The 24987-nt window shown below is 51.1% G+C and carries 26 protein-coding genes and 1 pseudogene; 14 read left to right on the top strand and 13 right to left on the bottom strand.

The features are described 5' to 3' along the window. Positions 1-118 precede the first annotated feature (118 nt). The 4 genes from copM to rlmG all read right to left on the bottom strand — a co-directional run bounded on the left by copM (position 119) and on the right by rlmG (position 2973). Complete coding sequence (gene copM / locus EH207_RS02220) at positions 119-481, bottom strand: CopM family metallochaperone (protein ID WP_137712547.1); 363 nt, start codon at positions 479-481, stop codon at positions 119-121. A gap of 213 nt (positions 482-694) precedes the next feature. Next, complete coding sequence (gene spy, locus EH207_RS02215) at positions 695-1180, bottom strand: ATP-independent periplasmic protein-refolding chaperone Spy (RefSeq protein ID WP_137715231.1); 486 nt, start codon at positions 1178-1180, stop codon at positions 695-697. Positions 1181-1424: 244 nt separating this feature from the next. Next, positions 1425-1721: an MbeD/MobD family mobilization/exclusion protein gene (locus EH207_RS02210; protein WP_137712546.1), complete on the bottom strand. Its 297-nt coding sequence runs from the start codon at positions 1719-1721 to the stop codon at positions 1425-1427. A 112-nt stretch (positions 1722-1833) separates the two neighbouring features. Then, complete coding sequence (gene rlmG / locus EH207_RS02205; protein WP_137712545.1) at positions 1834-2973, bottom strand: 23S rRNA (guanine(1835)-N(2))-methyltransferase RlmG; 1140 nt, start codon at positions 2971-2973, stop codon at positions 1834-1836. 386 nt (positions 2974-3359) lie between these two features. Between rlmG and EH207_RS02200 the strand changes: the two genes are divergently transcribed. After that, positions 3360-4313: a TerC family protein gene (locus tag EH207_RS02200; protein WP_137712544.1), complete on the top strand. Its 954-nt coding sequence runs from the start codon at positions 3360-3362 to the stop codon at positions 4311-4313. 268 nt (positions 4314-4581) lie between these two features. Further along, positions 4582-5286, top strand: a pseudogene (locus tag EH207_RS02195) (cation:dicarboxylate symporter family transporter). Positions 5287-5407: 121 nt separating this feature from the next. Here EH207_RS02195 and uxaC read toward each other — a convergent pair. Then, positions 5408-6817 carry a glucuronate isomerase gene (uxaC, locus tag EH207_RS02190; protein ID WP_137712543.1) on the bottom strand — a complete coding sequence of 470 codons (1410 nt, stop codon included), beginning with the start codon at positions 6815-6817 and terminating at the stop codon, positions 5408-5410. A 257-nt stretch (positions 6818-7074) separates the two neighbouring features. Here uxaC and exuR point away from each other — a divergent pair, with 257 nt between their 5' ends. The 9 genes from exuR to EH207_RS02145 all read left to right on the top strand — a co-directional run bounded on the left by exuR (position 7075) and on the right by EH207_RS02145 (position 12872). Then, the gene (exuR, locus tag EH207_RS02185; protein WP_137712542.1) at positions 7075-7851 is read left to right on the top strand and encodes a transcriptional regulator ExuR; all 777 of its coding nucleotides are present in this window, start codon (positions 7075-7077) and stop codon (positions 7849-7851) included. Between the two features lie 562 nt (positions 7852-8413). Further along, positions 8414-9088: a DedA family protein gene (locus EH207_RS02180; protein ID WP_137712541.1), complete on the top strand. Its 675-nt coding sequence runs from the start codon at positions 8414-8416 to the stop codon at positions 9086-9088. A gap of 116 nt (positions 9089-9204) precedes the next feature. Further along, positions 9205-9531, top strand: a complete 327-nt coding sequence (mzrA, locus tag EH207_RS02175; protein WP_425456724.1) for an EnvZ/OmpR regulon moderator MzrA — start codon at positions 9205-9207, stop codon at positions 9529-9531. 4 nt (positions 9532-9535) lie between these two features. Then, positions 9536-9904, top strand: a complete 369-nt coding sequence (locus tag EH207_RS02170; protein WP_175413621.1) for a DUF1090 domain-containing protein — start codon at positions 9536-9538, stop codon at positions 9902-9904. A gap of 192 nt (positions 9905-10096) precedes the next feature. Then, positions 10097-10402 (top strand): ElaB/YgaM/YqjD family protein, encoded by a 306-nt coding sequence (locus EH207_RS02165; protein ID WP_137712538.1) that lies wholly within the window; start codon positions 10097-10099, stop codon positions 10400-10402. Between the two features lie 13 nt (positions 10403-10415). After that, positions 10416-10811: a phage holin family protein gene (locus EH207_RS02160; protein ID WP_137712537.1), complete on the top strand. Its 396-nt coding sequence runs from the start codon at positions 10416-10418 to the stop codon at positions 10809-10811. Beyond that, entirely contained in the window at positions 10808-11092 is a 285-nt protein-coding gene (locus EH207_RS02155) for a YqjK-like family protein (protein WP_137712536.1), read from the top strand. Before EH207_RS02160 ends, EH207_RS02155 begins: the two co-directional genes overlap by 4 nt. 292 nt (positions 11093-11384) lie before the next feature. Then, positions 11385-11780: a DoxX family protein gene (locus EH207_RS02150; RefSeq protein ID WP_137715230.1), complete on the top strand. Its 396-nt coding sequence runs from the start codon at positions 11385-11387 to the stop codon at positions 11778-11780. Between the two features lie 102 nt (positions 11781-11882). Continuing rightward, positions 11883-12872 (top strand): glutathione S-transferase family protein, encoded by a 990-nt coding sequence (locus tag EH207_RS02145; protein WP_137712535.1) that lies wholly within the window; start codon positions 11883-11885, stop codon positions 12870-12872. Positions 12873-12942: 70 nt separating this feature from the next. On the opposite strand, the gene EH207_RS02140 is transcribed toward EH207_RS02145, so the two are convergent. Next, positions 12943-13839: a LysR family transcriptional regulator gene (locus EH207_RS02140; RefSeq protein WP_137712534.1), complete on the bottom strand. Its 897-nt coding sequence runs from the start codon at positions 13837-13839 to the stop codon at positions 12943-12945. A gap of 109 nt (positions 13840-13948) precedes the next feature. Between EH207_RS02140 and EH207_RS02135 the strand changes: the two genes are divergently transcribed. Then, on the top strand, positions 13949-14647 hold the full coding sequence (locus tag EH207_RS02135) for a pirin family protein (protein ID WP_137712533.1): 699 nt from the start codon (positions 13949-13951) through the stop codon (positions 14645-14647). A 112-nt stretch (positions 14648-14759) separates the two neighbouring features. Further along, the gene (gene zur / locus EH207_RS02130; RefSeq protein WP_377804878.1) at positions 14760-15275 is read left to right on the top strand and encodes a zinc uptake transcriptional repressor Zur; all 516 of its coding nucleotides are present in this window, start codon (positions 14760-14762) and stop codon (positions 15273-15275) included. A 131-nt stretch (positions 15276-15406) separates the two neighbouring features. On the opposite strand, the gene EH207_RS02125 is transcribed toward zur, so the two are convergent. The 3 genes from EH207_RS02125 to EH207_RS02115 form a co-directional block, all read right to left on the bottom strand. Then, the gene (locus EH207_RS02125; RefSeq protein ID WP_137712532.1) at positions 15407-15616 is read right to left on the bottom strand and encodes a CsbD family protein; all 210 of its coding nucleotides are present in this window, start codon (positions 15614-15616) and stop codon (positions 15407-15409) included. Between the two features lie 498 nt (positions 15617-16114). Further along, positions 16115-16723: a transcriptional repressor LexA gene (gene lexA, locus EH207_RS02120; RefSeq protein ID WP_137712531.1), complete on the bottom strand. Its 609-nt coding sequence runs from the start codon at positions 16721-16723 to the stop codon at positions 16115-16117. Between the two features lie 110 nt (positions 16724-16833). After that, entirely contained in the window at positions 16834-17199 is a 366-nt protein-coding gene (locus EH207_RS02115; protein ID WP_137712530.1) for a diacylglycerol kinase, read from the bottom strand. Positions 17200-17326: 127 nt separating this feature from the next. Between EH207_RS02115 and plsB the strand changes: the two genes are divergently transcribed. Next, a complete protein-coding gene (plsB, locus tag EH207_RS02110; protein WP_137712529.1) occupies positions 17327-19798 on the top strand; it encodes a glycerol-3-phosphate 1-O-acyltransferase PlsB in 2472 nt (823 codons plus the stop codon). A gap of 59 nt (positions 19799-19857) precedes the next feature. Here plsB and ubiA read toward each other — a convergent pair whose 3' ends face one another. From ubiA to groL, 4 genes are all read right to left on the bottom strand, one after another. Further along, entirely contained in the window at positions 19858-20730 is an 873-nt protein-coding gene (ubiA, locus tag EH207_RS02105) for a 4-hydroxybenzoate octaprenyltransferase (protein ID WP_175413620.1), read from the bottom strand. A gap of 18 nt (positions 20731-20748) precedes the next feature. Further along, positions 20749-21273 carry a chorismate lyase gene (gene ubiC / locus EH207_RS02100; protein ID WP_137712527.1) on the bottom strand — a complete coding sequence of 175 codons (525 nt, stop codon included), beginning with the start codon at positions 21271-21273 and terminating at the stop codon, positions 20749-20751. A gap of 157 nt (positions 21274-21430) precedes the next feature. Then, positions 21431-22912: a Fic family protein gene (locus EH207_RS02095; RefSeq protein WP_137712526.1), complete on the bottom strand. Its 1482-nt coding sequence runs from the start codon at positions 22910-22912 to the stop codon at positions 21431-21433. A 415-nt stretch (positions 22913-23327) separates the two neighbouring features. Then, on the bottom strand, positions 23328-24980 hold the full coding sequence (gene groL / locus EH207_RS02090; RefSeq protein ID WP_137712525.1) for a chaperonin GroEL: 1653 nt from the start codon (positions 24978-24980) through the stop codon (positions 23328-23330). Positions 24981-24987 lie beyond the last annotated feature (7 nt).

The following is a 24987-nucleotide window of genomic DNA, read 5'->3' as shown; positions in this document are numbered from 1 at the left end:
GGTAGCCCCATTTCTAACAAGCCCATGCGGGGGAAAGCTGTCGCTGAATTTTATTTTGTGAAAAATGTCACTAAATTTTTTCTGAAGGTAAAACCCAATCAGCCAGCCACAGAATGAATTAGGGCTTATTGTGCTTTTCCAACCAGGCCTGCATTTGATCGATTTCCGGCTGCTGCGCTTTGATAATCGCCTCGGCCAACTTACGTAGCGCCGGGTCTTTGCCATATTCGAGCTCGGTCTTCGCCATGTCAATCGCCCCCTGATGGTGGGCTATCATGCCTTTGGCGAAAGCAACATCGGGATCACTGGACTGCATCCCCTCCATCATCCGGGTATGCATCTCATCCATCCCTTTCTTGTAAGCCTGTTGAGATGACGCCGTATCATCCCCGGCGCCATGCCCACTGTGAGCATTATCCGCAGCAAAAGCCCAGAGCGGCGACAGTAAGGCCGCCGTAATTAACAGATTCACTTTTTTCATCGCAACCTCTTATTCGCCAGTCAAATTTCTCTTTGAGAGTAGACGTTCCAGTAAGGGGAAGGTCAAGATAGGGATGAAAAATCCGCGCACGAAGCGCTCACGCGGTTTTTGCCGCCAGCCAGGAGTCTTAACCAACAAAACCGCCGAACCTCTCCATCGCAGTACAACACGAAGCAAGGGAGAGATCCGGCAGTCTTTAGCAATGAGAACAATTTACTCGACAGGCGGTTTTTCCATACCACCGCGTTTAGGCTGTTGAGTCAGTCGTTTTTCATAATTCTCATTGTATTGTTTCTTCTGCTCAGGCGTCAGGATGTTATAAATCTTATTCTGCGTTTCCAATGCGCTCAGCATGTTGGCTTTGCGCGCTGCATCCGCCTTATCCAGTTGCGCCTGCGCTTTTGCCGCATCAAAGGTATCCGATGTAACCAAGCTATGCAGTTCGCGGCGTTCATCCTGCATGGCTTTACGCCTGTTTTCGTGAGCCGCATCTTTAATTTCCTTAATCTGCTGTTTCTGCGCCTCGGTCAGATTCAGCCCGTTGAACATCTTTTCCATTTCCATACCATGATGTGCTCTTCCGTCTTTCATCATTCTGGCGTCCGGCATTGGACCTTTAGGCGCTTCATTCGCCTGGGCAATACCCACCGTACTCAACGCCAGAGAAGAAGCCACCAACATCGCGGTTAATTTACGCATCATTATATCCCTCACTCAGGTTTGACTTATTGACGACCGTTGTCGTGCTATCGGGATAAAGTATAGGTCCGGCAATTTCAGTTAATTAGAGCAAGGGTAAATCTCTGCAAGCAATAACTTCACATTTGCGGCAATTGTGGAGGGTTCGATGGAATTGTGTAAGGGAGAGAGAGAATTACGTTAAACCGGTGATGAGTTACTTCACAGCAGAACCTGAACCGCCGCGCCACCCAGTTAAAGCGGGTTATGGCAGCGAACGGTTGAATGCCTCGGCGTCCCTGGCCAAAGCGTCAAGGTGGGCGCCGATCATTTTGACTTTTTGCAGCAGCGGATTACGTTCCGGCGAGCTATCAATCGCGTTCAACTGCGCCAGCAATTGCTCAACCTGGGAAGAAAGTTGTGCTTCACGCTGTTTAGCCAGTAACAGTTGCTGCTGCAATTCCTGGCAGTCGTGTCGCCACTGATATTGCTGCTGTTGAACGCTTTGCTCCAGCGTCTGCAATGCATCTTCCAGCCGCGTTTCCAACTCTTCAATCCACATAAAAGATACCTTCGATTGATTATCGGGCGAATTATAATGACATACGCCCGCGACAACAAACAATCCGGCGACCTCTTATCCGCGCTTGGCCGCGTCCCGTTGACAATATGATTTAACCAGACGCCGCCGTTTTCACCGCCCGCAGCACCACAAACTTGGGGTTGCTGGCGATGGTCTCAACGTTGCCAAACAGACGTTTCAGTTTATGGAAGTAATCCAGATGGCGATTACCCACAATGCGTAATTCGCCCCCGATCTGAAGGCAACGACGGGCATCAAGAAACATCTGCCAGGCAATTTCGTCTGTCACCGCCTGCTGCTGATGGAACGGGGGATTGCACAGTACCGCCTGTAATGTCTCGCGCCCGACACCCGCCAGCCCGTGATTCACGGCGAAACCGCAGCGGTCTTTATCTTGCGGGCGGTTAACCTCGACATTCCTTTCGCTGGACGCCACCGCCATATAGGATTCATCAAAGAAACTGACAAACGCTTCCGGGTTGACCGACAAGGCCGTCAGCCCGATAACCCCATTACCGCAGCCTAAATCAACGATTTTCCCTTGCAGTCGCTGTGGAAGGTGCTGCATGAAAAAACGCGCGCCAATATCCAGGCCACCGCGTGAAAAGACATTCGCATGGTTATGGATGCGATATCCGTACTCTTCCAAATCCCAAACAAAAGTCAGTGGTTGCTCACTTACTGTCAAATCAGCGAATACACAGTGAATCAAACGCGCCTTTTTCCAGGCCAACGAGGTTTTGGTCGGCCCCAGAATGCGTTCAAACAGCTGTAATGTTGATGTATGAATATCACGGGCTTTCGCTCCGGCAATAATACGCGTCTGCGGGGTAATCACCTTACGCAGCATGCGCAGTTGATGTTCTAACAGCGCCGTGGTTTTCGGAATTTTGATCACCACCAGCGCTGGATCGGCAGGCAACGTCTCCAGACTATTCAGCAGTTCTACCGAACTCTCCCGAAAACCGTTCAGCGCCAGATTGTGACGCGTCGCCAACTGGCTGACGTAAGAATCGCTGATGCTGACAGGTGATTGCGCCTGCAAACCACAAGCCAGCGCGCCAAAAGCGTCATTAAAAATCAGACGCGGCCCAGGAATGATTTCCATCATGGCGAGTTCACGCAGCAAGAATTCATCCGCGGCTTCCCACGCCTGTAGCGCAAAGTTATCCGCCACCTGAGGATAACGCACCAAAGTCAGACTACGCGTTTCCAGTTCGAGTTGGCTCATTCGCCTCTCCTGAGTCATCGGTTTTGCGCTGTTTATCCCCTAAAATAGCGCACCAGTAAATGTTTTTCTCGGCGCGCTTTGAAACAGGCGCCCTGCCGGTAGCGTGACGGCGGAAAGAGCGACACACCAAGCGCCGGGATAATTATTTGACCGGGATCAGGTTTTCACCTATCTTTTGACGGGCAAAGGGGAGTAACTTTTCCGCCGGTTAATCGTCATTACGGTGCGTAACGCACCCGGTTACCGGGCAACTTGAAATGAAACGATTTCATTTTCGTTGTAAGTGAGACCTTGCCGGAAGGCGAGGTTCATTTGTGGCTGAATGATAAAGCGGCCAGCGTCTTCCGATGTTGGCCGTTTTTGTTTCATTTTCAAAGGATAATGCTATGCACACCATTGGCACGCCATGGTTATGGGGCAGCTTCGCTGTCATTGTTATTGTTATGCTGGCCATCGATCTTCTCTATCAAGGTAAGAAAGGATCGACGGTGATGACATTCAAACAAGCGGCCGCATGGTCCGTTGTTTGGGTGACGCTCTCTTTACTGTTCAACGCGGGCTTCTGGTGGTATCTGGATGAAACGATGGGACGCGAGGTTGCCAACGCCCAGTCTCTGGCCTTCCTAACCGGTTATTTGATTGAGAAAGCGCTCGCCGTCGATAACGTCTTCGTCTGGCTGATGCTCTTCAGCTATTTCTCCGTTCCGCCGCAATATCAGCGGCGCGTTCTGATTTACGGCGTGCTGGGGGCCATTGTGCTGAGAACGCTGATGGTGTTTGGCGGCAGTTGGCTGGTCACCCAGTTCCAGTGGTTGCTGTATGTCTTCGGCGCTTTCCTGTTGTTTACCGGCATCAAGATGGCGCTGGCCAGTGAAGACGACAACTCGATTGGCGATAAACCGCTGGTCCGCTGGCTGCGCGGGCATCTGCGCATGACCGACAATATCGAAAACGACAGATTTTTCGTCCGTCGCAACGGACTGCTTTACGCCACGCCGCTTTTTCTGGTTTTGATTCTGGTGGAAATCAGCGATGTGATTTTTGCCGTTGACAGTATTCCGGCCATTTTTGCCGTCACAACCGATCCCTTTATTGTCTTAACATCTAACCTGTTTGCAATTTTGGGATTGCGCGCCATGTATTTCCTGCTGGCGGGCGTGGCCGAGCGTTTCTCTCTGCTGAAATACGGTCTGTCCGTTATTCTGGTCTTTATCGGCATCAAGATGATGTTGATTGATATCTTCCACATTCCGATTGCCGTGTCGCTCGGCGTGGTTGCCGGTATTTTGGCTCTCACCCTGTTGATTAACGTTTGGGTTAACCGACGCGCCGCTCAATAAACTCGCTGTTCGCGCTCTCCGTGCCCGCATCATCGGGGACGGAGAGACTCATGCATGAATGAATCCCGACCTGCGTGATAAAAACGGCTTCCGCCCTTTTCCAGATTTCATTTTTCCCTGTACTGATGCGCGCAAACACATTTGGATACGGAATGGAACATAACCCGGTGTTCAGTGAGCGTCATCGGTAATGCATTTGTAAAACACAGCCACATCTCAGAAATGGTCACGCCGTCAAAATTATTAAAACAATAATCAGTCACATTTTTTGCAGTACGTTACTCAAGGCAGTCTGGTCCAACAAATTTCTTCTGGGACTCGTCGCCGGTATCATTCTGGCGTTGCGCTCCACGCCGGCCGCGCTCGCCGCCGGGTTATCGGGCTCTTTGTTCGTTGGCGCGCGGAAAGCCGTGGCCCCGGTGCCAGTTCTGATGTCGGTCATGGCCTCCATCGCCAACCACCAGCAGGGAAAAAAGCCAATAAATCCTGATCCGCCGGTCCTTCGCTGTCTGCGGGAAAGCGGCGTGACCGCCTTTTTTACCCGTAGTTCCGCCGCCAACATCCCGGTGAATATGGAACTGTGTCGTAAATTGAATCTGGAGGAAGATACTTACTCCGCCGCTATTCCTCTGGGCGCCACCATCAACATGGCTGGCGCGGCCATCACCATTACCGTACTGACGCTGGCGGCGGCCAATACGCTACCGAGCATTGATGTCGATTTGCCGACGGCTCTGCTGCTTAGCGTGGTCGCTTCCAGCGTGGCATGCTTATCCCGCTGGCATGCCGTCTGTTTGGCATTTCAAACGACATCGCCAAGCAGGTTGTGGCGGTGGGTTTCATCATCGGCGTACTCCTCCAGGATTCTGCGGAAACCGCCGTAAACGCCTCAACGGATGTGATCTTTATTGCCGCGGTTTGTGACGCGGAAGACGCGAAGTGGGTGGAAAAAGAGCGCCTGGATATGCTGTAACGGCTTGAGGGATAGCCTGATGCGCTATCCCTCATACTCACTGCCAACAGCGGATTTCACGCTTTACTTGCTCAACATCATCGAGACGGCAAGCCACCCAGCGAGGCGACTCACAACAAGGTTACAGCTCAATGGCAAAATAGTTTTTGGCGTTATCGAAACAGATATTTTTCACCATTTCGCCCAGCAACGGCAGATCGGCCGGCGCTTCACCCTCTTCCACCCAGCGGCCAATCATCTGGCACAGGATGCGGCGGAAATACTCATGGCGGGTGTAGGACAGGAAGCTGCGGCTATCGGTGAGCATCCCGACGAAAGTGCTCAGCAGGCCAAGCTGCGCAAGCTGAGTGAGTTGACGTTGCATGCCGTCCTTTTGATCGTTGAACCACCAGCCGGAACCGAACTGCATTTTTCCCGGCATGCCTCCGCCCTGGAAGTTGCCAATCATGGTGCCGATCACTTCGTTATCACGCGGATTCAGGCAGTACAAGATGGTTTTCGGCAACAGATTTTCTTCATTCTGTTTGCTGAGCAGGCTGGAAAGCGCCTGCGCCAGCGGCCGATCGTTGATGGAATCAAAACCCACATCCGGCCCCAGCAGTTTAAACTGACGCAGGTTGTTATTGCGCAGCGCCCCAATGTGATACTGCTGGACCCAACCGCGACGCGCATATTCCGTTCCCAGCCATACCAGCACCGCCGTTTTGAACTGTGCGACTTCGTGTTCATTCAGCACTTCCCCGGACAGCCGCCGAGCCAGAATGCTATCCAGCGCGGCGTCGTCCGCATCGGCGAAAAGCACCACATCCAGCGCGTGATCGGAGACTTTACAGCCGTGGGCCGCGAAGTGATCCAGACGTTTGACCAGCGCCGCTTGCAGATCGCTGAAACGGCGAATATCGGTATCGGACGCCTCACCCAGTTTCGCCATATAGTCGTTGAAGGCCGCCTGTTCGATGTTGAACGCCTTGTCCGGGCGCCAGCTCGGCAACACCTTGATATTGAAACCGCTATCCTGCGCGATGGCCTGGTGATGACGCAGATCGTCAATCGGATCGTCGGTGGTTCCCGCCATTTTCACCTTCATCTGCCGCATAATGCCGCGCGCCGTGAATTCATCACGTTCCAGCATCGCGTTACAGCGATCCCAAATATCCTTTGCCGTAGACGGCGACAGCAACGTGCCTGTAATCCCGAACGGGCGTCGCAATTCCAGATGAGTCCAGTGATACAGCGGATTACCGATAGTGTGGGGAACCGTTGCCGCCCAAGCTTCAAACTTTTCCCAATCGCTGGCATTCCCTGTGCAGAAACGCTCCGCCACCCCATTGGCGCGCATTGCACGCCACTTGTAGTGATCGCCTTTCAGCCAGATATCATACAAATTTTTAAACCGGTAGTTTTCCGCGATCTGTTCTGGTGGCAAATGGCAATGGTAGTCAAATATCGGCCGATCGGCGGCATATTCGTGATACAACCGACGGGCAAACTCACTGTTCAACAGAAAATCCTCACTGAGAAACTGGGGCATGTTATTGTTCCTTACCGTGTCGCTTGTGCGCCATATGGCGTGATCGCCTAAAGATGTCACACCAATTATCTTCTCTCTCCCTCCCGATTAGTGAGGCTACGATCGCAAAAACCTTAATTAGCGGTACGATATTGTGACAATGGCGCTGATTGCAGTTAAGATTAAGTGGTATAACAAGTCGTTACTCAGAGAGTAACAAGATACCACTTTGGCCCTGACGTCGCGCACAGCCCCGCATCTCTCTACGAGCAAATATCATGGAATTCACAGAACCCCGACGTTTATACCGGCAGCTGGCCGCGGAATTAACCCAGCGTATTGAAAGCGGTATTTATCAGGTTGGCGGAAAATTGCCGGCGGAACGCTATATTTCAGAAGAAATGAATGTCAGCCGTACCGTCGTTCGTGAAGCGATCATCATGCTGGAGGTCGAAGGATATGTTGACGTGCGTAAGGGGTCGGGCATTCATGTCATTTCCAACCAGCAGAAAAATCGGCTGCCTCATAACGAAGATATCGAATTTGCCGCCGCCGGCCCGTTCGAACTGCTTCAGGCCCGCCAACTGATTGAAAGCAATATCGCCGAATTCGCGGCAACGCAGGTTACCCGGCAAGATATTGTGCGGTTGATGGAAATTCAGGAGCATGCCCGAAAGGAAAATCACCTCCGTGATTCACAATGGGATCTGAAATTCCACGTACAGCTCGCGCTGGCCACGCAAAACTCTGCCATGGCGACCATCGTCGAAAAAATGTGGAGTCAACGCATCCACAACCCCTACTGGCGTAAGCTGCACGAACATATCGACGATAAATCGATTGAAGGCTGGTGCGACGAACACGATCAAATTCTCAAGTCGCTGATTCGCAAAGACCCTTATGCCACCAAGCTGGCTATGTGGCAACATCTTGAAAATACAAAACAAATGCTGTTCCGCGCCACCACGGATGACTTTGAATTTAATGTAGATCGCTATATGTTTGCCGAAAATCCGGTCGTCCATCTGGAACAGATGGATATCCGCAAACTGTAGCGTTTTTCCCGTTATTTCCCGCCGCGATGAACGGGAAAAAGTCAAAAAGCGTCGATTTCTGTCAGTGAGTGTAAAATGGGGCGAAAACAGCAATAATTCTCCTTCAAACCGCCTGAATTCCTCAAGTTACTGTGATATTTCTCTGTCTCAACCACACCTATTTTGTTACAGTTAGAGCGCTTTTCTTACGCTTAATTCTTGGCTTCGAGTGCAAAACCCCTAACGAAGGACAATTCGTTAACGGAGAGCTTCGCCCGCGATTCAGATGACGCGAACACAGAAAGAAATCAGGCCCCGCACCCGCCCAGTAAGGATTCGGGTGACAAATCCGCCGGGAGCGGATTTGACGCGGCTTGCAACGGTATTGAAAGGGTGAGGCCCAGGGAAGGACCGCGTATAATTGAGAGCAGCCAACAAACCTGCAACCTGAAATATAACGGGTATCATTATCATAACAATGTGTTGGAATGTACCACCTGGTGAACCTTATCCACACTTAATCATGAACGGACGCTTCTCATAGATCTGGGTTTAATGAAATGCCGCAGTATTAGGATACCGGATGGATATTATTAAAGAATTGTTGAACGCGCTCTGGCATCAGGATTTCGATATCCTGGCCGATCCCAAACTTGTCTGGACCATCTACATCTTGTTGTTTTTAATTATTTTTTTAGAAAATGGTCTTTTACCCGCAGCCTTCTTACCCGGTGATAGCCTGCTCATTCTGGTGGGGGTTCTGGTAGCCAAAGGCACCATGAATTTCCCCTTTACCATCGTATTATTGACGACCGCCGCCAGTCTGGGATGCTGGGTCAGCTATATTCAAGGTAAATGGCTGGGCAACACACGAATAGTGCAAAGCTGGTTATCACACTTGCCGGCACACTATCATCAGCGTGCGCATCAGCTTTTCCACCGTCATGGCCTTTCCGCCTTGCTGATAGGACGTTTTCTGGCATTTGTGCGTACATTGTTGCCAACCATCGCCGGCTTATCGGGCTTGAACAATGCCCGTTTCCAGTTTTTTAATTGGATGAGCGCGTTGCTATGGGTATTGATTCTGGTTTCACTGGGTTTTGCTTTGGGAAAGACCCCCGTATTTCTGAAATACGAAGACGAGCTGATGCTTTTCCTTATGATGCTGCCATTAGCGCTGCTGTTTATCGGTCTGTTTGGCTCGTTATTTGTACTTTGGCGTAAAAAACGTAATGCAAATGCAGAAAAAGGAAATTAACCATGCCGATCCGCTGGTTGTCCCATAAAAAAACGCAGAAACGTTTTTCAACATCACAAAGTGACGGTCCGAAAGCAGGCGGCTGGGGTAGCCTCGGGCGCCTGCTGCTGTTAGTCATGTTGCCGATTCTCGCGCTCACCCAGTCCCCGTGCCGTTATCAGAACGATACCATGCTGCATATCAAGCCGCTTTATCAGGGGGCTGCGTTGCCGGACGGATTCTATATTTATCAACAACTCAATGAACGCGGCATCGCCATAAAAAGTATCACGCCTGGACAGGATAGCCTGGTTGTCCGACTCGCCTCTCCAGAACAGAGCATCGCCGCCAGAGATGTATTACGCCTGTCGCTGCCCAAGGCAAACATCACCACGTTGCAAGAGGTTAAATCCACACCATTCTGGCAGCAAAAGCTCACGCAGAAACAATCAAAACTGGGGTAAGGATTTGAAAATACGTGCACTGAGTCTCACCCTATTTTTCGGCATGTCGCTGGCGCATGCGGAAACCATTCCAGGGAGGTGTTTGCAAAAAGAGCAGGCGATCCAGCGTCAGATCGACAACGCCCGCCAACATGGAAACGCCCAACGCATCGCCGGGCTGGAACAAGCGCTGGCTGGCGTTAAAGCCCATTGCACCGATGAAGGTTTAGCCGCCGAGCGGCGGGAAAAAATCGCCGAGCAGCAACAAGAAGTGGCTGAACGACAGCATGAGCTGAACCAAAGCAGGCAAAAAGGCGACGCCGAAAAAATCCTGAAGCGAGAGAAAAAACTGGCGGAGGCAGAACGAGAATTGCGCGGACTGCAAGGGAAATAATCTTCGCGGTTTTGTTTTGGTCTGAGCGTATGATTTTTTTGCGGCATCGCTATCGTCCATTTTATAACCACAGCATAAATCAGTAAAATTTACAATACGTTATCAGAATTATCCCTGTCACGTTTTACAAGCACAAATCAAAACTTCAGCTATAGTTAATACTCCGGTTTAAAATATTAAGGGTTATTTAATATGGCTAAAGATCAAAATTCTGAGTTTTTACGCGCTGAATTAAAATCGTTGGCGGACACGCTAGAAGAAGTATTAAGCTCCTCCAGCGATAAATCCAAAGCAGAATTGGACAAACTGCGCAGCAAAGCAGAAACAGCCTTGAAAGAAACCCGGTCCCGCCTGAGCGATACTGGCGAACGCATTGCCAGCCAGACTCGTGAAGCCGTGGGATATGCCGATGATTATGTTCGTGAAAATCCGTGGACAGGCGTTGGTATCGGCGCAGCAGTGGGTGTTGTGCTTGGTGTTCTTCTCTCACGCCGTTAATTAACCTGAAACTATGACTGATAAAAAACGGCAAGGCCCCGCAAGCGGGGCCATCGCGTCTGCCCAACGCATTATCTCCATCCTTGTCAGTATGGTGGAAACACGAGTCCGCCTGGCTGTCATTGAACTGGAAGAAGAAAAAACCAATCTTATCCAATTACTGATGATGGCTGGGCTAACGCTGCTTTTTGCCACCTTTGGTTTAATGACGTTGATTGCGTCGATCATTTTGGGGATTGAGCCCCAAAATCGTCTGTTTGCTCTGGGATGTATTACCGCCATACTGCTTGGATTAGCGCTGATTATCGGTATCTGGACACTGGTGAAAGTCCGTCAATCCACGCTGCTCAAGGCCACCCGTAAGGAGTTGAAAACAGACCGCGACTTGCTGGAGGACGAATCGAAATGAGTCAACAGCAACGCAACCGAGAAAAGGCGCAACTGCTGCGCACAATACAGCAACAGCGGCTGGATCTATCCGCCAGAAAAAGTGAGTGGCTGGCTTCAACCGCGCGTTACGATCGTTACTGGCAGAATCTGGTGCAGTGGCGTAAATATTGGATCGTGGGTTCCAGCCTCATCGCACTGTATGGCGCTCGGCACCCACTCCGTTTTATTCGTTGGGGCAGACGGGCCATCGGACTGTGGGGCACCGCAAAACTTCTTCGTAAAACCTTTTCTCACCGTTGATTCTCATCCCTCTCAACCTATCCGCGCACGCCTGGATAGGCTTTCCGCACCCCATCGTCACAAGGAATTTTCTCTCACGATAGCGGAGAAAACGCGGTTGGCAGCCAACATTACCCGCCCAAAAGAACATCAATTTTTCTGAATTAAACCAACAATTATACTTACTGGCACGCCATGCGGCGCCTCTATATTATCTGCCCATAAGTTGATGACAAGGCAGATAGTGGCGTCAAGCCTGTCACCAGAACACAGCGGGTCAGAAAACCTTATACAAAGATTGATTGGAGACATGATGAAAAATTTAGAAAGTACCGCACTGCTGATTGCACGTATTTTAATGCCGATTCTGTTCATCTTTGCAGGATATGGCAAATTGGGCGATGGCTACGCAGGAACCCAACAATACATGCAGGCAATGGGGGTTCCAACTTCCCTGCTGCCGCTGACCATTCTGTTGGAACTGGGTGGTGGTCTGGCCGTGTTGTTTGGTCTGCTGACCCGCACCGTTGCGCTGTTCACCGCAGGCTTTACGATACTGACCGCGCTGATTTTCCACACCAACTTTGCCGAGGGCATGAACCAGTTGATGTTCATGAAAAACCTGACCATCACAGGCGGCTATATTTTGCTGGCGGTAACCGGACCGGGCGCATACAGCCTCGATCGTATTCTGAATAAAAAGTGGTAAGACAAGGGATTCCCTGACTGTACTACACTTAATATCCCTATAAACGACGGCAAAGGTAAAACTTGTCGTCGTTTTGCCACGATTCGATTAGCGGGAGGATTTATGGGACAACTGGTTGACGGCGTCTGGCATGATACCTGGTACGAAACAAAATCTACCGGCGGGCATTTCAAACGTTCAGAATCGCATTTCCGCAACTGGATTACCCCGGACGGTCAACCGGGCATAACCGGCAATGGCGGCTTTCAGGCAATGTCGGACCGTTATCACCTGTATGTTTCACTGGCCTGCCCCTGGGCGCACCGCACTTTGTTAATGCGCCAGTTGAAAGGACTGGAAACACGGATTCCGATTTCCGTCGTGCATCCCCTGATGCTGGATCATGGCTGGACCTTTGGTATCGATTTCCCGGATACAACGGGTGACTCGCTTTATCAGCACGAGTTCCTCTATCAACTCTATCTCCATGCCAAGCCGGATTACAGTGGTCGGGTCACGGTGCCGGTGCTATGGGACACGGCGCAACATACCATCGTCAGCAACGAATCTGCCGACATCATCCGCATGTTTAACAGCGCCTTCGATCAGGCTGGCGCCAAACCGGGAGATTATTACCCGGCCGCGCTGCGTCCCCAGATTGACGAACTGAACGGTTGGATCTATGACAAAGTGAACAACGGCGTCTATAAGGCTGGCTTTGCCACCAGCCAGTCGGCGTATGACAAAGCGGCGACGGAGGTCTTTGCCGCGCTTTCCCGGCTGGAGTCTATCCTCGCACGGCAACGTTATCTGACAGGTTCCCAACTGACGGAAACTGACTTGCGGCTGTGGACAACGCTGATACGGTTTGATCCGGTCTACCACACCCATTTCAAATGCGATAAATACCGCTTAAGTGATTACCCGAATCTGTTTGGTTTTTTGCGTGACATCTATCAGATGCCCGGCGTCGCGGATACGGTAAACATGGCGCACATCCGCCATCATTATTACCGAAGTCATGGCACGATCAATCCACATGGCGTGATTTCGCTGGGGCCGGAACAGGATCTGCATAGCCCTCACGAGCGTGACAGAAAATTTGCGGCATAACCGGCGGAAGGCAAAAGGGGAAGCCCGGCCTCTTTTTTTATCCGCCAGGGTATCAGCGGCCGGTTGAATCTCAGGCCAGATTAAGCAACTTTGGAATTTCCCGTAAGCACCAGGATTTCGCCTCGCCCATATTATCTCGCCGCCAGGCCATGATAATTTGGCTCTCCATTGAATATTCGGGACTGACGACACGCAACCGGCCTTCGGCGATATCCTGAGCAACCATAGGATAAGGCATGGTCGCCACCCCGAGTCCTGCCAGCAAAGCACGGCGTTTATCATCCAGAGAACTTACCGTCAGCCGCTGCTGTTTATCCAATAATTGTACGGTTAACACCGGACGTTCACGCGCGGTATCAGCAACGGCAATTCCACGGTATTTTACCCGGGTAACATCTGATAGCGGTTCCGGCTCCTGATGAATGGGATGCTCCGGGTTGGCCACATAAACGCTCTTCAGCGTATAAAGTTTGCGCGTATTAATTTCAGAAGACGCGCGGAAATGCATATCCGGCGCGATCACAATATCTGCCCGTCCCTGTTCCAAACGCTCCCAAGCCCCTGCCAGTACTTCGGTCAGAATGGAAACCTGCGTATTGGCCTTCTGGGATAATTTATCGAGCAACGGAAAGAGCCTTTGGCTTGGGATCAATGCCTCGGTCACAATCGTCAGGTGTGTTTCCCAACCGCGGGCTAATGCTTCCGCATCCGTGGTGAGTTTATCCGCCGCTTCCAGTAGAATACGCCCACGCTCCAGCAGCATACGACCAACGTTCGTGAATTTGGTACGGTGCCCGGAACGGTCGAACAGCACCACATCCAACTCCTCTTCCAGCTTTTGCATGGTGTAACTCAACGCGGAAGGCACGCGTCCCAACGCATCCGCCGCCGCCGCAAAGCTTCCCCGGCGATCAATGGCGTCCATGACCCTTAGGGCTTCCAGCGTCAACGCTCGTTCTTTAGCCATTTTTGTACTCATTCAGGAATTTTGAATATGCCGACCAGATTAACTAGCTAACAATCCAGCGTCCACTTAATTACTATCTGTGTAAGAAATGATTACTCAGGGCAATACCATGATCATAAGAAGAGCGGCGGAGCAATGCGGTCAGGCGGACTATGGCTGGTTGCAAGCACGTTATACGTTCTCCTTCGGCCATTACTTCGATCCTCAGTTACTCGGTTATGCTTCACTGCGCGTGCTTAATCAGGAAGTGCTGACGCCAGGCTCTTCATTCCAGCCGCGCACATACCCGCGCGTGGATATTTTAAATATCGTTCTCCAGGGTGAAGCGGAGTACCGCGACAGTAACGGTCGCTATATCCACGCCAAAGAAGGGGATGTTTTACTGCTCGCGACCCAGCCGAACATCAGCTATAGCGAATATAATACCAGTGGTTGTAGCCCGCTGACGCGTATGCAACTGTGGCTTGATGCCTGCCCAACGCGAGAAAACAGTCCGCTACAGCGCCTGTCGCTGAACAAAACCGGCCATTGTTTAGTGGCCTCGCCAGAGGGGGAACAAGGCAGCCTGCAACTCCGCCAACAAGTGTGGATTCATCATTTAGAATGGCAAAAAAATGACCAACAAACCATTACATTGCATGGAAATCGGGCTTACCTTCAGTTGATTCATGGTTCGATGAGTATTCAGGAACCGTCTGGCCGTCAAGTGCTGCATTGTGGTGACGGTGCGTTTATTCAGCAAGAAACCCGCTTGACCTTACAGGCTGAAACAGCCCTACGCGCCTTGTTAATCGATCTGGTCGCCTAACGCTCTCCCTTTCCTTTTCAACGCTCTGGGTGAGCCAGCGTCGCTCGCTCGGCGTTTTTCTCCCGCCGTGGTAAGATATACGATATTTTTCTCTGCGTCGGGGTGATATGGCATGACAATAGATTTAACCACTCAGGACAGACTACTTGCTCAGGCTGAACAAATTTGTCAGCAGCGCGGCGTTCGTCTGACGCCACAGCGACTGGAAGTGTTGCGTCTGATGGCGCGGCAGTCCGGCGCCATAAGTGCCTACGATCTGCTCGATCTTTTGCGAAAATCAGAACCGCAGGCCAAACCACCGACAGTCTACCGCGCGCTGGATTTTTTGCTGGAGCAGGGGTTTATTCATCGGGTTGAGTCAAATAACAGCTATGTGCTTTGTCATCGTATCGAGGATCATAGTCACACTTCCGCGCTCTTTATCTGTGACCGCTGTAGTCAGGTTACCGAGCGTAAGACGGAAGGAGTGGAAGAAACATTGCGTGAATTGGCGCAACAGGCGGGTTTTACCCTGCGTCAAAGCGTTATCGAAGCGCGTGGGCTTTGTGGAGCGTGTCAGGAAGTCGCGGCATGTAAACAGACGGATCGATGCGATCACGACCACAGCATACCGATCAAAAAACGCTAGCCCTCACGTAAATCGCAAGGGCTAATCAAACATTTCCCTTGTCTCCCGGCGCACTTAGCCTCCCTTGACATCCCAGTTTATCCTGATTTAACAAGCTGGATTGCCACGCCGCCAAGCCTTATCTGCCTTCCTTACCAGAAGTATTTGTTATGGCTTTCCCAATCTTTTACTTCTTTCTCGGCGGCTTCTTTCTTGTATCCATAGCGTTCCTGAATCTTGCCAACCAATTGTTCACGTTTACCTTCGATAACCTTCAGATCATCGTCAGTCAATTTACCCCACTGTTCTTTCGCTTTACCTTTAAACTGTTTCCAGTTACCGCCAGCTTGATCCTTATTCATAATTATCTCCACACCTTAGGTTTAAGATGGCATAAATGAATAGTGATTTATGCGCATTACGTTAGTTTCAGATAAGCCATTCAGTAAGCGTCATCACAGGCATTCTCTTCTCTTTCAATACCAGCGACGTTCACTGGATCTGACTCAGATTGTCGTGAAATGGCCTGATGAGTTGAAAAGATAATAATGCTTATCCTCAAATAAATTATAGACGATAGTTCCGGTTATTTTATTTAAAGCAGACCCTAAGTCTAAAAAAACGCTCATATAGATGACGGAATCGCTTAAAAAAATATAAAGAACAGCAAGTAATAGCCGCCTTTTATTTGTCTCGTTAAATGTAAATAAATGTATCAGCAACAGATTGCAACGCGGTTTCTGCAAGCAAAGCGCAGTGAATGAAGAAAGTGTATAAACCACATCGCCCCTGAACGGGGCGATGTGTGAAGAAAATGTCAGAGCAACAAGCTTAACTATTACGCCTGGCTAGGGTGGGAATCAGCTCCAGTCTCCGTTGCGAATTACGCCAACGGCCAGACCTTCGATAGAAAAACTCTGTTCGCGCAGATCCACAACGATGGGTGAAAACGCTTCGTTTTCAGCCAGCAAATAAACCATATTCCCCTGTTTTTTCAGTCGTTTCACCGTCACTTCATCTTCGATGCGGGCAACGACGATCTGGCCGTTATGAACATTCTGCGTTTTGTGTACGGCCAGCAGGTCACCATCCATAATACCGATATCTTTCATTGACATGCCATTTACACGCAGCAAGAAATCCGCACCAGGCTTGAACATGGCCGGGTCAATCTGGTAATGACATTCAATATGCTGCTGCGCCAGAAGCGGTTCCCCGGCGGCAACACGTCCCACCAACGGAATGCCAGTCTCTTCTTCCATCAGCAAGCGAATACCGCGCGATGCGCCAGATACGATTTGAATCACGCCTTTGCGCGCCAATGCTTTTAAATGCTCTTCAGCAGCATTCGGCGAACGAAACCCCAATTGCTGGGCAATTTCTGCACGTGTAGGCGGCATACCGGTCTGCACAATATGATCGCGGATCAGGTCATAAACCTGTTGCTGTCTGGCTGTTAATACTTTCATTCCGCCCCCCTGGTTGTTTATACAGTCTTGCTGTGAGTATATACAGGTCATCTGCGATTGGAAACCAGGATGTGTGTAAACCTCGGTTTTTCATTAATTTCTGCAAGCCCTTACGCAAAATGCTGCCAAAGAATACTGCCCCATACCACAGCCGCCAGCAGAATAGCCACCAAGACCGACGCCGAGCCAATGTCTTTCGCCCGACCAGACAGTTCATGATGTTCAGTACCCACGCGATCCACTACGGCTTCAATCGCGCTGTTCGCCAGTTCAAACAGCATGATCAACACGACCGAGCTAATAAGCAGTAGCCTCTCAACCAGGGTGACAGGCAGAAGACAGGCAATAACCACCCCGACAATCGTCAGCACGGTTTCCTGCCGAAAGGCCGCTTCATGCCGCCATGCCTGTCGCAGTCCTTTAAGGGAATAGCCGGTTGCCTTGATAATCCGGGTCATCCCCGTTGATTTATTCATTTATGCTCCCAATTTATAAGCGATAGCTCGGCATTTTAACGCTGAACCGTTGTCTCACCACCACAGATCTCCAGCGCAGTTTCTGGTATCCTTGCGACGCGTTGCTAACAAGAGGCTTCAAGTTGTTATGTCAGGTTGGCGTAAAATTTACTATAAATTATTGTGTTTCCCACTCAGGCTGTTGGTGAAAAGTAAAGTCATACCCATAGATCCTGTGACTGAACTGGGCTTAGACCCGTCGCGTCCGATTCTCTATGTATTGCCTTACAATTCTAAGGCAGATTTAATAACACTGCGGACAAAATGTCAGGCGTTTGGCCTGCCCGATCCTCTGCAACCCGTAGACGTTGGCGGAGTGGAACTGCCTAGTCATGTCTTCATCAATGATGGCCCACGCGTTTTCCGCTACTACGTTCCAAAGCAAGAATCGGTAAAGCTGTTTCACGACTATCTGGATTTACACCGCGCCAATCCCGATCTGAATGTGCAGATGGTGCCGGTTTCCGTTATGTTTGGCCGTTCGCCTGGCCGTGAAGGGCAAAATCAGGCCACCCCGCATTTACGGTTGCTGAACGGTATCGAGAAATTTTTCGCCGTGTTGTGGTTAGGTCGGGACAGTTTTGTCCGCTTTTCCAGCCCTGTGTCATTACGCTATATGGCGACTGAACACGGCACGGACAAAACCATCGCTCACAAGCTGGCACGCGTCGCGCGAATGCACTTCTCGCGCCAGCGTCTGGCGGCGGTAGGTCCGCGTCTGCCGGTGCGTCAGGAGCTGTTCAATAAACTGCTTAACTCTAAAGCGGTCACAAAAGCCATTGATGACGAGGCGCGCAGCAAAAAACTCTCCCATGAAAGAGCGCAGCAAAACGCCATTGCCCTGATGGAAGAAATTGCCGCCGATTTTTCTTATGAAGCCATCCGTTTATCCGACCGCATATTGGGCTGGACCTGGAACCGTCTCTATCAGGGGATTAACGTCCATAATGCCGAACGGGTACGCCAACTGGCGCAGGACGGGCACGAAATCGTCTATGTTCCCTGCCATCGCAGCCATATGGACTATCTGCTGCTTTCCTACGTGCTCTATCATCAGGGGTTGGTTCCTCCGCACATCGCCGCCGGGATCAACCTGAATTTCTGGCCTGCCGGCCCGATCTTCCGACGCCTGGGCGCGTTCTTTATTCGCCGTACTTTCAAAGGCAATAAACTGTATTCCACCATTTTTCGCGAATATTTGGGCGAGCTTTTTGCCCGGGGCTACTCGGTCGAGTATTTTGTTGAAGGTGGCCGCTCCCGAACAGGACGCCTGCTGGAGCCGAAGACCGGCACGCTGGCCATGACCATTCAGGCCATGCTGCGCGGCGGTACGCGCCCCATTACGTTGGTGCCCATCTATGTCGGCTATGAGCACGTCATGGAAGTCGGCACCTACGCCAAAGAGCTGCGTGGCGCGACAAAAGAGAAAGAAGGCTTTATACAGATGGTGCGCGGCTTACGTAAGTTGCGCAACCTCGGACAAGGCTATGTGAACTTCGGGGAACCGCTGCCGTTAACCACCTATCTGAATCAGCATGTGCCGCAATGGCGTGACGCCATTGACCCGATTGAAGCGCAGCGCCCAAGCTGGTTAACGCCGACGGTGCAGGATATCGCCACGGATATTATGGTGCGCATCAACAACGCCGCGGCAGCAAACGCCATGAACCTTTGTTCGACAGCATTACTGGCGTCACGCCAGCGTTCTTTGACCCGCGAACAAATGTATGAGCAGTTGGATTGCTATCTGCAACTCCTGCGTAATGTTCCTTACCATAAAGATATCACCGCGCCGAAAAAGACGCCGTATGAATTGCTGGAACACGCGCTGGGCATGGATAAATTTGAAGTCGAGAAAGACAACATCGGCGACATCATTATTCTGCCGCGGGAACAGGCCGTGCTGATGACCTATTACCGTAATAATATTCAGCACCTGCTGATACTGCCTTCGCTCATCGCCAGTATCGTGATCCACCATCGGCATATTACCCTGACCGAACTGGTCCGGCAGATTACGCTGATTTATCCTCTGCTTCAGGCAGAACTGTTTCTGCACTACACCAGAGAACAATTGCCGGCCGTGTTATCCGCATTAATAGCGGAACTCACAAGGCAGGCGTTGCTGTTCAGCAAAGAGGATGAGCTGCTTATCAACCCGGCGCGGATTCGCACGTTGCAACTCCTGGCCGCCGGGGTGCGCGAAACACTGCAACGCTATGCCATCACGCTTTCGTTGCTGGGAGCAAACCCCGGCATCCATCGCGGGACGCTGGAAAAAGAGAGCCGCAATATGGCGCAGCGGTTATCGGTTCTGCACGGTATCAACGCGCCGGAGTTTTTCGATAAAGCCGTGTTTTCAACGCTGGTTGTCACCTTACGCAATGAAGGCTATATCACGGATAGCAGCGAGGCGGCGCAGGGAAACATCCTGGAAATCTATCACATTCTGGGCGACCTGATCACCCCAGAGGTACGGCTGACGATTGAAAGCGCCAGTTCGCCTGCCGAGGCGGGCAGCGAAAGCCTGAACGCAAAAGACGCGCCCTCTCGAGAGTAACGCTAAAAGAATAAAGGCGGCGAAAAATATCGCCGCCTTTGTTTGTCCGTGTGGTTAGCTTACAGACTGAATAAAACGCCGATAAACAGCGCCATTCCAACATAGTTATTATTTTTGAATGCCCGGAAACAGGCATCCCGCCCGCGCCCGGCGATCAATTTCTGCTGATAAACAAATAATCCGGCGGCCACCAGCAGCGACACGTAAAATAGCGGGCCTAATGACGTCATATAGCCTAGCGCCGCCAGCAGCAGCAATACGCTCAGTTGCAGCAGACCGATAATCAACGTGTCAAAACGTCCGAAGAGGATAGCGGTGGATTTGATACCGATCTTGAGATCATCATCCCGATCGACCATGGCGTACTGCGTATCGTAGGCGACCGTCCAGCAGACATAAGCCAGAAACATCATCCAGCAGGTTGCTGGCAGCGTCTCACTCACTGCGGCATAGGCCATCGGTATCGACCAGCCAAACGCCGCGCCCAGAACAAACTGGGGCAGATGGCTGACACGCTTCATAAACGGATATACCCAGGCAAGCGCTAGTCCGGCAACGGAAAGCCAGATGGTTATTCTGTTCATCGTCAGAACCAAGCAGAACGCCAGCAGCACCAACACCACAAACAATAGCTTGGCAGACTGCTCGCTGACCAGTCCGCTAGGCAACGGGCGTGAAGCCGTACGCTTCACATGCCCGTCAAAATGACGATCGGCAAAATCATTGATAACGCAGCCTGCCGCCCGCATCAAAAAGACCCCCGCGACGAAAACAAATAACGTCCACGGTTCCGGCGCTCCCCGTCCCGCCAGCCATAACGCCCATAAAGTCGGCCACAGTAGCAGCAGAGAGCCTATCGGTTTATCAATGCGCATCAACCGACAGTAAGCCAGCCATTTCCCCGCTGTTACACTTCTTTCCAACAGACTCATCTCCTCGGTAATGATCGGTTAGCCTTTACAGCTATCCATAAAATAAAGCGGTGCCTCAGGTAAAAACAGCTCGGTCAACAATAGCGGCTGACCGGAAAGGCACAAACGGGAACGACGCGCCCACAAACTGCCGCCGGCCCCGGTGTGTATATAATCGCGCGTCAGGGCATCATGTTGAAACAGATAACGCCCCAGCGGCGTATTACCGATTTTCATTAAAGCGGCGCCTGTGCCATCCAGTGTTTGTTGCGGAACCAGGGTTCGACCGAATAACCAGGGACGCCCGTCGCCATAGAGCACGACCTCACGCAGCCAATAACGCTCGCTGACGGGCAGATGTCCATGTTCATCATTTAACAACTCCCCCGGCAAAATAAAGCATTCCTTGCAAACAATTACCGTCAGTTGGACGCAACAGTCATCAAGACGCTGCGTCATTGACCCTGTTTCCATCAGCCAGTCTTCAATGGGCGCAGGCATGATTGCCGGCTGTTCGGAAAACCATTCAATCGCACGCAGGGAAACTGGCGCCTCATCAGACATTGTCCCCACTCCAGGTTGGCTCTTAATCATGTAAACGTCTCATATTGTAGCGCAGAATAGCACCCTGATAACACGTTCTGAACGCAGGGTTAACGATAAGTATGCTTTTTATACAAGGGGGTTTTCTGAGTGATGCAGGGTTCAGAGCGGATAATAACTATAACGGTGGTGGGTTGGCTGGTGATGGGCCAGTGGACTGAAGTTGGTTAAAAAGCCGCTGCCCTTTCTTGATTTCATTCACCAGTTCCTGACTGGAAAAACCATCAAAGCGGTTGGGATCGCGTATAATCGCAGGGCTAAAGGCATTTTCGAGCAGAAGCTGATTGACCAGCAAAAAGCCAAGCGTTCTGGAGTTACCATCAGTAAAACAGTGTGCTTGCTCCAGGTTACGGCAGATACGCACGATTGACGAAAGTTTGTCATCATCGTTTTTTGCCGCCGCAATATCCTGACGATAAAGATCATACTGCGCTTTAGTATAAGGGGCAGGCCGCAACGAATCAGGAATTTCCTCGAAGGAGCGGCTGTAAAGCCCAACGCTCGCCGTTTCAAACGATGCGTTTTCCATATCATCCTCGCTACTTTCATCATAATTCCAAAAACCAAATGGCAGTTCATTGGCTGACGAACGATAGCGTTCCAACAGTTCTTTAAACCCCTCCTGGGAACAGTTTTTCCCTTGATTCAGGCTGAAAATTACTGACTGCGTTCTGTACCCTTTATCTAAACACTTCAACACATCGCTGCTCGTACCACTTGTTATGTTCGGCACATCAGTGAGTTTAACGGTATTGGTAAAGGAAGCGACATGTGCCAATAGCCCCTTCGCTTGCTTAGAGCTGCCCGACATGGCCAAAACCACCGCCCTCTTGAGTCTATCGGAATCAATAACCCCCCCAATGGCCTTATCATGTAATCGCTCGATCATCACCTCACCGGACACATCACCATCTGGGCGCAAATCGTTACGCAGGACTTCAGCCAATCCTCTATACATACCGGCGATATAGCCTGGTTCATTTTCATAACGCAGGCCATTATGCCTGCCATCGTCATGAGCCGAACTGTCAATCAGCATCCGCCAGACATTATTGATACTTACCGAGTTGAATGTCGGATGCTCGGCCATCACCGCTGCAAGCTCATTCTTTGCCAACTCGGTTTCTCGTATCGAATACAGCGCCAACATCATGCGAATTTTATTCTCCGGCTTCGACCTCGCGCCGAAGTACCCTGTGTCTATGGCCTTACGCATCTGTTCAGCGGCAATACTCTTGTCCACCCCCGTCTTATCCGCCAGCATCGATACATCGGCATCCACCATTGCCATAAATTGGCCGAATGCCGGGCCGCGGGGAGGAACAGGCGACGATGGGACATGACTAAAGCAATTTAATGCTGACAGAAATCGCCCTCCCGAAGGAAGTTGTTCTAATCGACTCAGTGCCGCTGTTTTAGTCAGCGCCTGCCTGAAACTGATTTTTTCAACATGACGCGTGCCGGACGAAGAAGCAGACCCGGCCGCCTGGCCAGCCTGACCCGATGCCTGTGGCGAATGGGAATGGGAGGCGCGATCTTCCTGAGCACCTGACTCGATTTGAGTCGATGGCAGTGGGCCTGTCCGAAAAATAGTCCGCATAAACAATGTCCTCGAAAGACCTTACCAATTCGCTGTATTTAAAAGAAATCATTAACTTAAATACCGCTTAACAACTTAGATAAACCATCGGCCGCTCAGCTAACCTTCTATCCTAAGTAAGTGCTGAGAGGGAAGAATAAGTTCCGATAACTCGGCGTCAAACCAGACACAAAAGCGTGCTATCCGCTGTTACAAACAACAGCAGGAAATGCATACCTCCAGAGAAAATCGCGGACAAATCTCTTAGCAAAAAAGGTCGGCGCTCCAAAATAAAGAAACCCGGCATTCCTGCTCGGAACACCGGGTTTTATCACCTATCTGCTATTTTTGCGGGAGAGGCGTAAACACTAAAAAATAACAGTATTCATGATGGGCGTGCCCCGCCAGGCTAGCGACCCGCGCGACTCTCGTCGCATTACATCATGCCGCCCATTCCACCCATGCCGCCCATTCCACCTGCGGCGCCTAAGTCGGCCTTATCTTCTTTCGGCAGTTCGGTGACCATACACTCGGTGGTGATCATCAGGCCAGCGATAGAAGCCGCATATTGCAAAGCAGAACGGGTCACTTTGGTCGGATCCAGAATACCGAAGTCCAGCATGTTGCCGTATTCTTCAGTTGCCGCGTTGTAACCGTGGTTACCTTCACTCGCTTTCACGGTGTTGGCGATAACAGAGGCCTCTTCACCAGCGTTGACCACGATCTGACGCAACGGCGCTTCCATCGCGCGCAGCGCAACTTTGATACCGACGTTCTGATCTTCGTTATCACCTTTCAGACCTGAAGTAGAGATAGAAGAAGCGGCACGGATCAGTGCAACGCCACCACCGGCAACCACGCCTTCTTCTACTGCTGCGCGAGTCGCGTGCAGCGCGTCTTCAACGCGTGCCTTCTTCTCTTTCATTTCAACTTCAGTCGCGGCGCCAACCTTGATTACGGCTACGCCGCCAGCCAGTTTAGCCACACGCTCTTGAAGTTTTTCTTTGTCGTAGTCTGAAGTTGCATCTTCGATCTGCTGACGAATCTGTGTAACACGCCCCTGGATTGCGCCTTCGTCACCCACGCCATCAATAATGATGGTGGTGTCTTTGTTGATCACAACACGTTTGGCCTGACCCAGATCTTCCAGCGTCGCTTTTTCCAGCTCCAGACCGATTTCTTCAGAAATCACCGTACCCGCAGTCAGGGTAGCGATATCCTGCAACATGGCTTTACGACGGTCGCCAAAGCCCGGCGCTTTAACCGCAGCCACTTTCACGATGCCGCGCATGGTGTTTACCACCAGCGTTGCCAGCGCTTCGCCTTCAACGTCTTCTGCGATGATCAGCAGGGGTTTACCGGCTTTGGCGACGGCTTCCAGAACGGGCAGCATTTCGCGGATGTTGGAGATCTTTTTGTCAGCCAACAGAATGAACGGGCTTTCCAGCTCAACAGAACCGGTTTCCGGTTTGTTGATGAAGTAAGGAGACAGGTAACCGCGGTCAAACTGCATACCCTCAACCACGTCCAGTTCGTCTTGCAGGCCAGAGCCTTCTTCAACGGTGATAACGCCTTCTTTACCCACTTTTTCCATCGCTTCCGCAATCAATTTACCCACGGTTTCGTCGGAATTGGCAGAGATCGTGCCAACCTGTGCGATAGCTTTGAAATCAGAACAAGGTACTGATTGTTTCTTCAGTTCTTCAACAGCGGCGATAACAGCTTTGTCGATACCGCGTTTTAAATCCATCGGGTTCATGCCCGCCGCGACGGCTTTCAGACCTTCAGTGATGATGGACTGCGCCAAGACGGTTGCCGTGGTAGTACCGTCGCCCGCCGCGTCGTTCGCTTTAGAGGCAACTTCTTTTACCATCTGCGCGCCCATGTTTTCGAACTTGTCTTCCAGTTCGATTTCACGCGCGACAGAAACGCCGTCTTTAGTAATAGTGGGCGCACCGAAGGATTTATCCAACACCACGTTACGGCCTTTCGGGCCCAGGGTAACCTTCACTGCATCAGCCAGTACATTTACGCCGCGCAGCATTTTTGTGCGGGCGTCATTACCGAATTTTACGTCTTTAGCTGCCATTGGTGTA

The sequence above is a fragment of the Brenneria rubrifaciens genome, assembly GCF_005484945.1.
GTDB classification, from domain to species: domain Bacteria; phylum Pseudomonadota; class Gammaproteobacteria; order Enterobacterales; family Enterobacteriaceae; genus Brenneria; species Brenneria rubrifaciens.
Note: the sequence above shows the minus strand (reverse complement) of the source record. Positions and strands in the feature narration are given on the sequence as shown.